Source organism: Streptomyces sp. NPDC006691, assembly GCF_042869955.1.
Classification (GTDB): Bacteria; Actinomycetota; Actinomycetes; order Streptomycetales; family Streptomycetaceae; genus Streptomyces.
Map to the genome: position 1 here is coordinate 15,680 of NZ_JBIAGW010000005.1, position 12,013 is coordinate 27,692.

14 protein-coding genes are annotated in these 12,013 nt (G+C 71.3%); 7 read left to right on the top strand and 7 right to left on the bottom strand.

Going from position 1 to position 12,013, the window contains the following annotated elements:
- Nucleotides 1-59: 59 nt before the first annotated feature.
- On the bottom strand, nucleotides 60-752 hold the full coding sequence (locus ACFYNP_RS13380; protein ID WP_388785315.1) for a DUF305 domain-containing protein: 693 nt from the start codon (nucleotides 750-752) through the stop codon (nucleotides 60-62).
- Between the two features lie 98 nt (nucleotides 753-850).
- Nucleotides 851-1,276, bottom strand: a complete 426-nt coding sequence (locus tag ACFYNP_RS13385; RefSeq protein ID WP_388785317.1) for a hypothetical protein — start codon at nucleotides 1,274-1,276, stop codon at nucleotides 851-853.
- A 254-nt stretch (nucleotides 1,277-1,530) separates the two neighbouring features.
- Between ACFYNP_RS13385 and ACFYNP_RS13390 the strand changes: the two genes are divergently transcribed.
- The 3 genes from ACFYNP_RS13390 to ACFYNP_RS13400 all read left to right on the top strand — a co-directional run bounded on the left by ACFYNP_RS13390 (nucleotide 1,531) and on the right by ACFYNP_RS13400 (nucleotide 3,716).
- Nucleotides 1,531-2,448 (top strand): MurR/RpiR family transcriptional regulator, encoded by a 918-nt coding sequence (locus tag ACFYNP_RS13390; protein WP_388785319.1) that lies wholly within the window; start codon nucleotides 1,531-1,533, stop codon nucleotides 2,446-2,448.
- A gap of 503 nt (nucleotides 2,449-2,951) precedes the next feature.
- Nucleotides 2,952-3,356 (top strand): hypothetical protein, encoded by a 405-nt coding sequence (locus tag ACFYNP_RS13395; RefSeq protein WP_388785321.1) that lies wholly within the window; start codon nucleotides 2,952-2,954, stop codon nucleotides 3,354-3,356.
- A gap of 189 nt (nucleotides 3,357-3,545) precedes the next feature.
- Nucleotides 3,546-3,716: a hypothetical protein gene (locus ACFYNP_RS13400; RefSeq protein ID WP_388412665.1), complete on the top strand. Its 171-nt coding sequence runs from the start codon at nucleotides 3,546-3,548 to the stop codon at nucleotides 3,714-3,716.
- A 17-nt stretch (nucleotides 3,717-3,733) separates the two neighbouring features.
- Here the strand turns inward: ACFYNP_RS13400 and ACFYNP_RS13405 are convergent, their stop codons facing one another.
- Nucleotides 3,734-4,474, bottom strand: coding sequence for a maleylpyruvate isomerase family mycothiol-dependent enzyme (locus ACFYNP_RS13405; protein WP_388785323.1), 741 nt, complete (start codon nucleotides 4,472-4,474; stop codon nucleotides 3,734-3,736).
- Nucleotides 4,475-4,994: 520 nt separating this feature from the next.
- On the opposite strand from ACFYNP_RS13405, the gene ACFYNP_RS13410 reads away from it, so the two are divergent.
- Both ACFYNP_RS13410 and ACFYNP_RS13415 read left to right on the top strand, forming a co-directional pair.
- Nucleotides 4,995-6,281: a PP2C family protein-serine/threonine phosphatase gene (locus tag ACFYNP_RS13410; RefSeq protein WP_388785325.1), complete on the top strand. Its 1,287-nt coding sequence runs from the start codon at nucleotides 4,995-4,997 to the stop codon at nucleotides 6,279-6,281.
- 125 nt (nucleotides 6,282-6,406) lie between these two features.
- Nucleotides 6,407-7,258: a class I SAM-dependent methyltransferase gene (locus ACFYNP_RS13415; RefSeq protein WP_388785327.1), complete on the top strand. Its 852-nt coding sequence runs from the start codon at nucleotides 6,407-6,409 to the stop codon at nucleotides 7,256-7,258.
- 177 nt (nucleotides 7,259-7,435) lie between these two features.
- Here ACFYNP_RS13415 and ACFYNP_RS13420 read toward each other — a convergent pair whose 3' ends face one another.
- Nucleotides 7,436-7,774, bottom strand: coding sequence for a thioredoxin family protein (locus ACFYNP_RS13420; RefSeq protein ID WP_388412671.1), 339 nt, complete (start codon nucleotides 7,772-7,774; stop codon nucleotides 7,436-7,438).
- A 314-nt stretch (nucleotides 7,775-8,088) separates the two neighbouring features.
- Here ACFYNP_RS13420 and ACFYNP_RS13425 point away from each other — a divergent pair, with 314 nt between their 5' ends.
- Entirely contained in the window at nucleotides 8,089-9,162 is a 1,074-nt protein-coding gene (locus tag ACFYNP_RS13425; protein ID WP_388785329.1) for a hypothetical protein, read from the top strand.
- A gap of 96 nt (nucleotides 9,163-9,258) precedes the next feature.
- Here the strand turns inward: ACFYNP_RS13425 and ACFYNP_RS13430 are convergent, their stop codons facing one another.
- From ACFYNP_RS13430 to ACFYNP_RS13440, 3 genes are all read right to left on the bottom strand, one after another.
- On the bottom strand, nucleotides 9,259-10,050 hold the full coding sequence (locus tag ACFYNP_RS13430; RefSeq protein ID WP_388785331.1) for a phosphodiesterase: 792 nt from the start codon (nucleotides 10,048-10,050) through the stop codon (nucleotides 9,259-9,261).
- A 129-nt stretch (nucleotides 10,051-10,179) separates the two neighbouring features.
- Complete coding sequence (locus ACFYNP_RS13435; protein WP_388785333.1) at nucleotides 10,180-10,668, bottom strand: hypothetical protein; 489 nt, start codon at nucleotides 10,666-10,668, stop codon at nucleotides 10,180-10,182.
- Between the two features lie 276 nt (nucleotides 10,669-10,944).
- The gene (locus tag ACFYNP_RS13440; protein WP_388412676.1) at nucleotides 10,945-11,274 is read right to left on the bottom strand and encodes a LuxR family transcriptional regulator; all 330 of its coding nucleotides are present in this window, start codon (nucleotides 11,272-11,274) and stop codon (nucleotides 10,945-10,947) included.
- 148 nt (nucleotides 11,275-11,422) lie between these two features.
- On the opposite strand from ACFYNP_RS13440, the gene ACFYNP_RS13445 reads away from it, so the two are divergent.
- Nucleotides 11,423-11,986, top strand: a complete 564-nt coding sequence (locus ACFYNP_RS13445; protein WP_388785335.1) for a uridine kinase — start codon at nucleotides 11,423-11,425, stop codon at nucleotides 11,984-11,986.
- The last annotated feature ends 27 nt before the right edge of the window (nucleotides 11,987-12,013 follow it).

Here is a 12,013-nt window from a genome sequence, read left to right on the forward strand (position 1 = left end):
ACCGACTCGACCGACTCGACCGGCTCAGCGGGCTCGCCGAGCCGCCGAGCCCGCCGGAACTACCGCAGTCGCTCGACGATCTTGTTCATCTGCTCGATCTCGGCGTTCTGGGCCGCGATGACATTGCCCGCGAGCTTCTTCGCGTCGGGGTTGGCCCCGTTGCTCTGCTCATCCTTGGCCATGGTGACCGCGCCCTGGTGATGGCCGATCATCAACTCGGCGAACTTCTTGTCGAAGTCCTTGCCCTTGGCGGACTTGAGGGCGCTCATGTCCTGGTCGGACATCACCCCGGCCATGCCGGACGAGCCGTGGTGCATCCCGGGCATGTCTCCCATCGAGGAGGACGCCGAAGGCAGCGGCTTGCCCCATGTCCTGAGCCAGCCCTTCATCGTGGCGATCTCCGGGTCCTGGGCCTTCTGGATCGTGGTGGCCAGACTCTTGACCTCGGGGTCGGCGGCGCGGCCGTCGGCGAGGCGCGCCATCTCCAACGCCTGCTGGTGGTGCGGGATCATCTGCTGCGCGAACGTCACGTCCGCGTCGTTGAAGGCGCCGGAGCCGGACGGGGCGTGGGAGGACGGCGAGTTGGGCGACGCCGCGTTGCTCGGTCCGTGGTTCATGCCGTGCGTGGCCGAGTCCCCGGACTTGGAGCCACTGGAGGAACCGCAGCCCGCGAGGGCGAGGGTGAGGGCGGCGACAGTGCCTACGGCCGCGAGGGTGCGGCGGCGGACGGCGAAGGTGTGGGTGGCAGACATCGAATGGAGTTCTTTCCAGGTGGTCGCGCCTACGCTGGGGCGCTCGAACGGGCAGGGCACCTCGTCGGTCCGGCCGGCGGCCGGGCCGAGAGCACCTGTCACGTCCGTGCGACACACACCTGAAGGAGCAGTTCTCTGCCGTGGAGCGGTGGTCCGCGCCGAGCCGCCGCGAGTGGAGCCCTGGGACACCCGGCGAGCCCCCACCCGACGAGGACCACCAGGCCGAGCAGCGCGAGCAGCCCGGCCGCGGCCGCCGGCAGACGGTCGCGGGCGGGCGTGGACACACAGAGCTCGCCACTCATGGGCGGGGTGACGGAGGCGGCGCGCACACCCATGTGCTCACCCCACATGTTCGTGTGCCCCATGCTCATCGGCGTGCCCATGGGTGCCGCCGTGGCGAAGTCACCGTGGCAGCCGGAGGCGGCGCTCGCCGGGGCCCCGTGCATGGCGAAGAGCCCGAACAGGACGGCACACAGCACCAGGAGCCGGGAGAGCTCCACCCTGCGCACGCGTCCGCCGTTCACGGTCTGCCCCGGCCTTCCCTCGCTCGTACGGCTCGTGTCCTCCGGCCCGACCATACCCCCACCGGGTGTACTCGCGGACGACCACACCCCGGCGTGGGCGAACCCGTACCGGACAGCGCGCGCCTGGCGTCCACGTGGGCCGCCGAACCCACGCACCACACCGAAGTAGCCAGGTCAGTGGTGGAATTTGGGCTGGTCCGCCACAAGGGTGAGCTATGTTTTGAGCACACGTGGCATGAGAAGGAGGCCCGCCGGTGTCATCGGGGCAGCAGGTACGCGCCCAGTCGGCCGCGATCACGCCGAGCGGGGAGCCCTCGGACCACGAACGCGCCCCGGTGGACCGGGTCCGCGCCCTGTTCGACGGCCACCGGCTCTCCCCCGGTCAGCGGCGCATCGCGCAGTACCTCATCGACCACCTCACCGACGCCGCCTTCCTCTCGATCACCGAACTCGCGGAGCGGGTCGGCGTGAGCCAGCCGTCCGTGACCCGGTTCGCCTCCTCCCTCGGCTACAGCGGCTATCCCGCGCTGCGCGAGGTCCTCCAGCCGCTGGCCCTGAGCGCGGTCGCGGGCACCCCCGAGGGGCGCGAGGAGAGCAAGCACAACGAACTCCAGGCGGCGGTGGACGCCGAGATCGAGAACCTGGAGAACGTGCGCCGCCTGGTCGCCAATACCACCCAGGTCCTGGAGATCGGCCGCGAGCTGGCCCGTTCGGTGCCGCTGACGGTCCTCGGCCTGCGCATCTCCGTCTCCCTCGCCGAGTACTTCGCGTACGCGGCCCGCCGCATCCACCCCGACGTGCGGCTGGTGACACGCGGCGGCAGCGTCGCCTACGACGCGCTGCTCCAGTCCCGTTCGGCGGGCGGCACCTGGGTGCTGGCCTTCGCCATGCCCCGGCACGCCAAGGAGACCCTGTCCGCGCTCCGGACGGCCCGCAGCGCCGGGCTGCGCATCGCGCTGGTCACGGACACCACCCTCGGCCCGCTCGTGGACGAGGCCGATGTGGCGCTGACCGCGGGCACCGGCTCACGGCTCGTGTTCGACTCGTACGCGGCGCCCGGTGTGCTCGCCGCGGCCATCCTCCAGGCGATGGCCGACGCCGACCCCGAGCGGACCCAGGCGCGGCTTGAGGAGTACGAGCAGGCCGCCGACAAGCACGGCTTCTTCCTCTGAACCCGCGCCCGCCAGAACCCGCGAGCCGACGCCTGAACCTGCGCCGGCCGGCTGAACGTCCTCGGTCGGCCCGCCGCTCGCCGCCGTGCGCCCCCGCGGCCGGCGCAGCCCTCACCGCCCGCCCGCACTTGCTCCTCGACCTGCGCTTCACGCACCACTGAGTCGACAATTCCGTTTCTTCCCCCCGGGGCCGGATTCGTCCGAGGTGAAGCGCAGGATCTTCACAACGTAACGGCGCATGAATCTTTTCATACCCTTGTTTACTCAACGGTATATATGTTTACTGAGCCGAGGCGGCCACCGATCGCCCCCTGCCAAGGAGAGCCACCCCAGCCCCTCCGAGAACGAACACCCGGCGTGGCGCCCCCCTCCTCACGCCGCGCCGGCTGTCCGATCCAGGCTGTCGGATCCGGTGGTACGCCCCTGGCGGCCTCGGCCAACCCCTGGGCCGGGGCCGCCCACACCTCTCGATCAGAGTTCGACAACCATCGGAAGCGACGAGAATGTCCCCTACCGCCCCCACCACCTCCCTCAGCCCGGACTGGCCGTGTCAGGTCAAATCGCCCGGGAGCCGTGACTGGGAGCGCACCGCCACCCGTTGGCTGCGCGACCTGCTGCCGGCCCGCTACGCCGGCTACTCGCCCCTGGTCCGCCACCACGTCCTGCTGGCGCGGCACGCACAGATCCAGGTGCAGCACGAGATCCGCGCGGTGCGCGTGGCCCTCCAGACCAGTCGCGCCGAACTGCCCACGCTGGGCGTTGCCCCGGCCGTCATCGAGAACACCATCAGGATGTACGCGATGGAACTCGAACAGCTGGGCCGGCTCGCGCGCGGCATCCGTCTTGTCATGGAGGCCCTGCTGGACGACGGCCCCGCACCCCGAAGGACCGCCGTACAACGACGGTGACGCGCGGTGACGTGGACGTGCCGGCGAAGGCACCTTGTCGGCACGTCGCCGCGTCGGCACGTCATCGCGTCACCCGTACCTCGACAACAGGTGATCGTGCGCCTCGACCGCCCCGAATGCGATCTCCCAGGGTGCGTGCGAGCGTGGAAGTGGCTCTACCTCCGACCTGCCCAGCAGGGGGCGACCACGATGAGCAAGAAGCAGACCCGCCAGAACCGGGGTGCACGCACCGGCGGCCATGACCGGACCGCCACCACGGCCGAGGCCAAGGAGCAGACGCAGAGCCCCGTCTCGTCGGCGACCATGCACTCGACGCCGGAGGTCTCGCACAAGCGGTCCCGGAAGTTCGGCCACAACTGACGCGGCCGCCCAAGGCGTCAGAAGGCCGAGTTGGCCACCCAGCGCCGGAGCAGGTCGTCGTTCCCCGAGGTTTCGAAGACCTCGGCGCCGCGGTCGAGGCGGCCGTACAGGAGCAGCAGCAGATCGGCCGCCACGCCCTCGACGGTGGCGTCCGCCGTACCCATGGCGAGCGCCTCCTCGGCGTTCGGGTCGATGCCGAAGCCGTCGGGGCGCAGTCGGACCAGCCATTCGTCCGGCCGGTCCGTACAGCGGAAGCGGATCGTCTCGCCCTGGCCGCGCAGTTCCGCGGTCTTCGGCGCGAAGAACTCGGCGAAGGGCAGGTTGACCAGGAACTCGTCCACTCCGTCCGCCGCGAGCGCGGGGTCGATCACCGGCCGGAGGCCTACGGCGAGTTCCGCGTCCACCCGGTGCATCAGCGTCTCGAACAGCATCCGCCGCATCCAGAACCGGGCGTGCGGATCGGCACCCCACACCCACATGGGAGCGTCCGGGTCGGTGTCGGCGAACACCTGGCCTGCCACCCGCGCGCTGCCGGTCAACCAGGCGGGATAACCATCGTCGCTCGCCGGCAGGTCGAGGACGGTGTCGCGGGTGAGGGGACGCTCCTGGACCAGCCGGCGAAGCAGTCCGGAGAACATGCGCTGCACGCTTCCGGTGTGCCGGATCAGGTCGACGAGGGTCCAGCCGGGACAGCTCGGTACCGGCGTCCCCAGGTTCGCGCCCGCGATGGCCGCGACGAAGCGCTCGGTCTCCGCCATCACCGCGCGGCAGTGGATCGCGGGGGCAACGCCTCGGGGGGACGCGTCACGCTGTCCGTCCGCGTCTCTGGCCGCACCCCTGCCTGCTACCCCGTTACCCCTGTCGCTGTCACCTTCGCCGTCGCGGTCGTTCATCTTGCCGTCCACGTCCCTGTCCATGTGGTCGCACGCTTCCTTTCGCGCCGCTTTCGCGTCGCCTTCGCGTCGCCTTCGCGCCCTCGTGCTCCGAGCGACTGTGTTGGTGCGCGGGTGCGCTCCGGTCGCTCGTCGCCCAGCTGTCCCGATCAGTGTGCGCCCGGGTCCATCCCGGAGTGATCGCGGGCTGCCTGGTGCGTGGTGGATGCGGTTGCGGGCGCGCCCCGCGATGTGGGGGCCGGGCACATGCGGAGCGGGGGCCGGGCTCATGCGCTGGGCGGGCTGGTCTCATACGGTGTGTACGTCGGACTCCTGCGATGTGTGCTCGGAGCACACTCGGCCAGGCGTGCCGGGTGCGGGCGGCCGTGCGGTGTATTCAGGGGTGATGGATCTTCAGGCACTGCGCGCGGCCCGCCGCCGCTCCCTGGCGCCGCGGCACGCTCTGCTCGCGGTGCCGCTCGCGATGATCGCGCTCGTCACGACGGGCGATCTGCTCGTCCCGCCCGATGTGCACCTCGGGCCGTTCCTGGCCGCCGCCCCCGCCGTCACGGCGTCCTTCGCCGGGCCCCGCACCACCGGTTCCATCGGGGTGGTCGCCGTCCTGGCGCAGGTGGTCGTGGCGATGGTGCGGGGCAGCGTCACCGATCTCAATCACACCTTCCAGATCATCACGCTGCTCCTGATCTCGGTGTTCGTGACGCTGTTCGCCCATCTCCGTGAGGTGCACGAGCAACAGCTTGTGCGGTTGCGTTCGGTCGCCGAGGCCGCCCAGCAGGTCGTGCTGCGCCCCCTGCGTGAGCGCCTCGGCCCGTTGCGCGTCGCGAGCGTGTATCTGGCCGCCGCGGCGGATGCTCGGATCGGCGGTGATCTGTACGCCGCCGCTCGGACCTCCCACGGCAGCCGGCTCATCATCGGTGACGTACGCGGCAAGGGACTTGAGGCCGTGGGAGACGCGGCTCTGGTGCTCGGGGCGTTCCGGGCCGCGGCGCACCAGGAGGCCGATCTGCCGAGCCTTGTCGACTATCTCGAACGTGCCGTCGCGCCGGACCTCGACCAAGCCCATCAAGCCCATCAGACCCAGCGGTCCTTTCAGGCCCATGAGACCTATGAGGCCCATGAGGCCTCCGAGCCCCCTCGGCCCGGTTCCCCCCTCGGCTCCGGCCGCGCCTCCCATCCTGACCCCGGACCCGAGGGTACGGCTGCGGACGACCCCGGCTTCGACGACCACAGCGAGGCGTTCATCACCGCCGCCCTGATCGAGATCCCGGACCTCGGACACTCCGTCCACCTGGTGAACTGCGGCCACCCTTCGCCGCTGCTCCTGCGTCGCGAAGGGGTCGTCACCCTGGAGGTCGACCATCCGGCACCACCCCTCGGGCTCGCCGGCCTCGCCGAGTCCCAACTGGCCGCACAGAGCTTCCCGTTCGAGCCCGGCGACATCCTTCTCCTGTACACCGACGGCGTGCTCGAAGCACGCGACGAGGCGGGCGACTTCTATCCCCTGGCCGAACGCGCGGCCGCCTGGAACGGAACCGGCCCCCACGCCCTGCTGAGCCACCTCCGCCGCGATCTGCTCGCCCACACTCCGACCGGAACCCTGGGCGACGACGCCGCGATGGTGGCCATCGAGCGGCTCCCCGAGCCCGCGCTACGGGATGCGTCCAGCCCTTAGGGATTCGATGATGGAAGCGGGACTGCGTGCGGCGAACGGCTTCCCCGGCAGGCACCCCTTGCACTCGTGTACATCCCAGAGACCCGGCAGGCACCTTTTGGGGATCCGAGAGAGGGGAGCAGCACATGCCGCAGGAAGCAGAAGGTGGGCGGCCGGATCCCGAGGGCGGGCGGTTGACTCCGGAAAGGGCGCGCGCGGCCGCCGAGGGTCCGCGCCCGGGTGAAGAAGGTGGCCGGGCGTGGTCGGGGCGCGCGGGTGCGCAGGCGTTCGCGGCGGTGGACGCGGCGACGGATTGGCTGATCGGCTATCCGTTCGTATTCCGGGCCCTCGCGGGGGCCAACACCACCGGCGGGACGCTCCTTGACTTCGGCTGCGGACCCGGCACCGTCGCGGAGTACGCCGCCCGACGGCTCGGCATGCGGATCATCGGCGTGGACGCCTCCCCCGAGATGCTCGCCCTGGCCCGCGAACGGGGCACCCCGGGCGCCGAGTACCACCTGGTCACCGGAGGCCGCGCGGACGGCCTGGCCGATGCCTGCGCGGACGCGGCGATGTGCAATCACGTCCTGGCCTCGCTGCCCGACGACCGGAGCGTCCTGGCCGTGTTCGGCGAGATCCACCGGCTGCTGCGGCCGGGCGCACCCCTCGCGCTGCTCACCACGGACCCGGCGTGCGCAGGCATCGAGTACGCCTCGCTGCGGGTCGGCGAACCCGGTGCCACGTACGGTCCCGGCCAGGCCATGACGGTACGACTGCGCCGCACCGACGGAACCTGGCAGTCCACGCCGAACCACGCCTGGCCCCCCGCCGCGATCTCCGCGCTCCTGAATCGTGCGGGGTTCACGGCCATGTCGCAGTCGCATCCGACCCCGGACGAGGCCGACGGCGTCGCCGACCCGGTCCATGCGCTCAGCCGCGACTGGGCGGCCGAACGGCAGCGCCCGCCTCTCGTGGTGACGGTGGCACTCAGGGCCTGACCTGCGACCTGACCTGCGACTGCGTGGGTGCGGGTGGTGCGGGTGCGGGTGCGGGTGCGGGTGCGGGTGGGAACTCGTATCCGTCGACCCTCGGCCCTTGGCCCTTGGCTCTCTGCCCTATGGCCCTCGGCCCTTGGCCCGTACCCGTGCCCGTGCCCGTACCCGTACCCGTACCCCTCAGAGATTGCCGTCCAGGAAGGTCTTCAGGGCGGAGCCGTCCATCGTTCCCGCCGCGAGCGCCACCGTTTCGCCACCCTTGATCAGGACCACGGAGGGGGCGCCCTCCACGCCGTAGCGCCGTACCGGCACCGGGCAACGCGTCATGTCGACCTTGATCACGGTCAGGCGTCCCGCGTACTCCTCGGCGGCCTCGGCCACGACGGGGTCCATCTCCTTGCATGCCTTGACGGCCTTGGGCCAGGTCCCGCAGAAATACGCGAGCACCGGGCCTTCGGCCAGCGCGAGGATGAAGTCGAACTCCTCGTTCTCCAGCGGTTGGTGGACCCTGCGGGCCATGGCGCTCCTCCGTGTTGCGGTCAGTGCTGCACCGAGTACGACGAGCAGTACTCCGGTCGGCACTGCGCGCCCCATGATGACCCGTGCCCCCGTGTGCTGCGAAAGTCATGGTTCCCCGCCACATCCACAGCGGCGCCACATCCACAGCGACGATACGGAACGGAGATACGGGCGGGGGGAGCGAGGGATCGCGACGGCGGCCGCACCCTGCCGAAACGGATCCGGCCGACCCTGCGGCGAGGTGCACGGCGTGCGGGCCGGGCGGGCGGATACTGGCGGCATTTCCGTACGCCCGCGCGTCCGAGGAGCCGGCCATGGTTCTGCCTCCCCCACCCAGCCAGCCTCCACCCGGAGTCCTCCGCCGCCGTTCGGTGCTTCTCGGCACGGCCGCCTGGTGCCTGGGCACCGCGGCCTGCTCGGGCGGGGCACATTCATCGCCCGCGCCCACATCGTCCGGCGCCCGCTCGCGCGCACCGTCCGCGGCCTCCCCCACCGGCCCGGCATCCGCCTCGGGCTCGCCGTCCCTCGCGGCGAGCCCCGTCGGCACACTCCCCGAGGCCGTGCCGTGGCGGCCGGGGCCCGGCGAGATCGAGCCCGCCGCCAAACTCGCCGCGGTGCGGCTGGTCGAGGCGCTGGGCACCTGGGCGCTCGGGCAAGGCGGTCGGGAGGCGGCCGCGGCACGTGTCGCCTCGCTGGGGATCTCCGAAAGCCTTGCTGCCCAACTGGCCGCCGAGGCAGGGTCGTTGACACCATCGGCGGACGCGGCGGTGGTGCGGGTGATCGACGCCCAGTACGGCGGGATCCTGTCCGACACGGCGAGCGTTCTGGTCGTCTGCGACCAGCCCACCCTGACGGGCTCGGCCGTGCACCACGGAGGCACGACCGTCGACGTTCGCCTCAGCCACGACCCCGGCGGCTGGGCCGTCACCGGCCTGCACCCCGCGGCACCAGGCCCCGCCAAGGCGCTGGACTCAGCTGCGCGGGATGTGCTCGCCCAGTCCCGGATCGAGTTGCCGCCCGCCTCCGTGGCCGACATCCGCAGCGGCGCCGTACATGACAGTGTGCTGCGTGCGATGCTCCAACTCGCGGGCACCTACCGGCTTTCGGTCAGCGTCGTACGCTCCGGTCATCCGCTGGACGTGTTCGGCACCGACCGGCCCAGCGATCATCCGCTGGGCCGCGCCTTCGACGTGTGGCGCATCGACGGCCGGCCGGTCGTGGACCCGGCGACCTCCCGCAGCCTGATCACCGGGTTCATGCGAGCCGCCGCGTCGGCCGGGTCGTACAACGTCGGTGGCCCGGTGCAGCTGACGGGCGGTGCCACGGCACATCAATTCTTCTCCGACGACACCCACCACGACCACGTCCATGTGGGCTTCTCTTCCTGACCGCAGGCCATCCGCGGTCCCCACGCGAGCGGCCACGTCGTGTCGCTGCCCCGCGCCATGTCATGAGATGTCATGGAGCCATACCGATGCGCCATGTCATGTGCCCGAAGCCCATGTGGCGATCGTGGCACCGGCGTGACTGATGGGGACGGTGTGGGTGACCCACATGGTGTCCGTACGGAGGTGGAGCAGGAAGGAGGTTGGTTCCGCGAGGTAGTTGGGGACCTCGCCCCGTAGGGCCAGCCCGCTCTGGAGGTGGGTGCTGGGAGCGACCGCCAGGATGCCACCGGCGAAGGGCGCCGTGACGGAACGGTGGACATGGCCCGCCAGGACCCGGGCGACATGGGGATGGCGGCCGACCACGGCCAGGGCGTCCCCATCGGCCAGCCGCATTCCGTCCAGGAATCCGATCCCCACCGGGACGGGGGGATGGTGCAGACAGACGAACGCCGGGATACCGGACCTCCGTTCAAGCACCCAGTCCAGCCAGCCCAGTTGGGACGCCCCCAGACGGCCGCCGGGAGAGCCCGGAACCGTCGAGTCGAGGACGACGACCGTGAAGCCGGGGTGCTGCACCGCGTAGTGCGTCTTGTATCCGCCGCCCAGGAAGGCGGTACCGCCGAAGGCCGTACGCAGCGACTCGGGGTCGTCGTGATTTCCGGCGACGAGATGCAGCGGCAGGGGAAAGCCGCTGACTACCTCCCGCAGGACCGCATACTCCTCGGCACGGCCCCGGTCGGTCAGGTCCCCCGTGATCACCACCGCGTCGGGCCGTGGATCCAAGGCGAGGACCCGGCCGAGCGCGCGGGCCAACGCCTCGGCCGGCGCACCGGCCAGCGGGCCGGACGTGAGGTGCGGGTCACTGAGATGGGCTATCGCCGGGGTCATACCCGTACGCTGCCACACCCTGCCCACGTCCAGACCGATCACGCTGAGGGCGAAAGCGGCGCACCGCTTCCTGCCGGTCCGGTCCACTCGCCAGGGGTTCACTCGTCCGGTCCGGTCGGAGCTCCGCGCTCAGCCGGCGGCGAAGACCGATCGCACGTGCTTGCCGTTGACCAGCACCACCACGGCCACCAGGAGCAGCCCGCAGGCCGCTTGTTCGGCCTTCAGCCAAGCGGGAAACGTGCCCGGCAGCGCGACGACGGCCGCGATGGCCACGACCGAGACGGCCGAGATGATCCTGAGCCTGCGATACGCGGAGCGTGAGCCGCGGGCCGCGCGAACGGCGCACAGGAGCGTCACGAGCGCGCTCACGGCGACGATGGTTCCCCGCACCCACACGGCGGAGTTCACGTCCGCCGAGTCGCCGCGGAGGAGAACGATGACCGCCAGCGTGAGCACGCTGATCCCCAGGTAGGCGCCGACGAGCACCTTCGCACCGCGGAAGAACGCCAGGCTGCGGGGATCGTTCAGATGCTCCGCGGATATGGCGGCGGGGGCAGGGTGTGAGCTGTGGGCGGGGCGGGGGCTGCGGGCGACGCGCGGGCTGCGGGCGGCGTTCATGACGGCCTCTCTTCTCCTGACGCGGTTCTCGTGTGGCTCGGTCGCACCTGTCGCGGCCAATTCCAGGGTCGACCCCGTGTGGCGCTCATCCATCGCCCGCACGGACGAAGCTCACATGGCTCGGGGTCGGGGCCGGCTGAGGGCCGTCCCGTAGGGGCCACACCACGCTGAGGAGACCCTCGCCCTCGCGGGGAACAGCGGGGCGCAGCACGTCCGCACGTCGGCGCCTGAGCCTGTCGGGCCATCAGCCCGTCAAGCTTTCAAGCCGTCAGCCCGTCAAGCCATCGCTACGGTCAGCAGGAACGCCGAGTCCTCCAAGGCCTCCACCGTGTGGGGCGTGGCCGGTACCGCCAACAGGTCCCCGTTCCGGCCCTCCCAGGTGTCCGCTCCGGCGACGAGGCGGATGCGGCCCGTCCACACCAGCAGCGTGGCCTCGCCCCCATGGCCGTGCTCGCCGAGTGTGCTGCCCTCGGTCAGAGCCATGACCGTGTGGCGCAGCACGCGCTCGTGCCCGCCGATCACGGTGGACGCGCTGCGTCCGGCCCCGGCGTCCCGGGCGGCCTTCAGCTGAGCGCGGGCGATCGCTTCCAGGGAGAACTTCTCCATGCCTTGCTCACTTCCTTGTGCGGAGGGTGCCGGGCCCCAGGGTCACGGGTTCCAGGCCGACCCTCGCAGACCCCCGGCCGGGCGGCACGCCGGGACGCGCCGGAAGGCGTGCGACCATCGACCCTCGCGATGGATCGGGGAGGACCGGATGCTGCTCACCTTGACGGGCGGCGCGGGCGCCGGCAAGACGACTCTGGCCACGGCTCTGGCCGCCGACGCGCCCCGCACGCCCGTACGGGTCCTGCACGGCGACGACTACTACTTCCGCACTCCCGAGCGAGGCGTGTGGACGCCCGACGAGGCGGGCGTGCCACGTCTGGACGCCGGCGACCCGCGCTCGATGGACACCGAACGCCTCACCGAGGACACCGACGCCGCCCTGGATGCGGCGGAGTTCGTCATCGTCGACGGCATGTTCGCGCACCACATAGCCCCGCGGACGCGGCACCGCCGCTTCGACGTGTTCGTCGATCTGCCGGCCGACCTGCGCCTGGCCCGCAAGATCCGGCGCAAGTGCCTGAGCGAGGACTTCCCGCTCGATGTGCTTCTGCGGAACTATGTGGAGCACCGGCGCGAGGCGCACTACCGGCACGTCGAGCCGGCACGTCATTCGTGCGACCTGGTCGTCGACGGGATGGCGGCGCCCCGCATTCTGGCCCGCCAGGTGTGGCAGGCCATTACCAACCAGAGCCCGGCAGAGGGCAGTTGGTGACGACACCGGCGCGCCGCACCCGCCCTC

Excerpts from the sequence above, each read along its gene's own strand:
- ACFYNP_RS13415 (WP_388785327.1), top strand. The coding sequence starts at position 6,407 with ATGCCGCAGGAAGCAGAAGGTGGGCGGCCGGATCCCGAGGGCGGGCGG.
- ACFYNP_RS13395 (WP_388785321.1), top strand. The coding sequence starts at position 2,952 with ATGTCCCCTACCGCCCCCACCACCTCCCTCAGCCCGGACTGGCCGTGT.
- ACFYNP_RS13410 (WP_388785325.1), top strand. The coding sequence starts at position 4,995 with ATGGATCTTCAGGCACTGCGCGCGGCCCGCCGCCGCTCCCTGGCGCCG.
- ACFYNP_RS13400 (WP_388412665.1), top strand. The coding sequence starts at position 3,546 with ATGAGCAAGAAGCAGACCCGCCAGAACCGGGGTGCACGCACCGGCGGC.
- ACFYNP_RS13380 (WP_388785315.1), bottom strand. The coding sequence starts at position 752 with ATGTCTGCCACCCACACCTTCGCCGTCCGCCGCCGCACCCTCGCGGCC.
- ACFYNP_RS13435 (WP_388785333.1), bottom strand. The coding sequence starts at position 10,668 with ATGAACGCCGCCCGCAGCCCGCGCGTCGCCCGCAGCCCCCGCCCCGCC.
- ACFYNP_RS13445 (WP_388785335.1), top strand. The coding sequence starts at position 11,423 with ATGCTGCTCACCTTGACGGGCGGCGCGGGCGCCGGCAAGACGACTCTG.
- ACFYNP_RS13405 (WP_388785323.1), bottom strand. The coding sequence starts at position 4,474 with ATGGCGGAGACCGAGCGCTTCGTCGCGGCCATCGCGGGCGCGAACCTG.
- ACFYNP_RS13430 (WP_388785331.1), bottom strand. The coding sequence starts at position 10,050 with ATGACCCCGGCGATAGCCCATCTCAGTGACCCGCACCTCACGTCCGGC.
- ACFYNP_RS13440 (WP_388412676.1), bottom strand. The coding sequence starts at position 11,274 with ATGGAGAAGTTCTCCCTGGAAGCGATCGCCCGCGCTCAGCTGAAGGCC.
- ACFYNP_RS13420 (WP_388412671.1), bottom strand. The coding sequence starts at position 7,774 with ATGGCCCGCAGGGTCCACCAACCGCTGGAGAACGAGGAGTTCGACTTC.
- ACFYNP_RS13425 (WP_388785329.1), top strand. The coding sequence starts at position 8,089 with ATGGTTCTGCCTCCCCCACCCAGCCAGCCTCCACCCGGAGTCCTCCGC.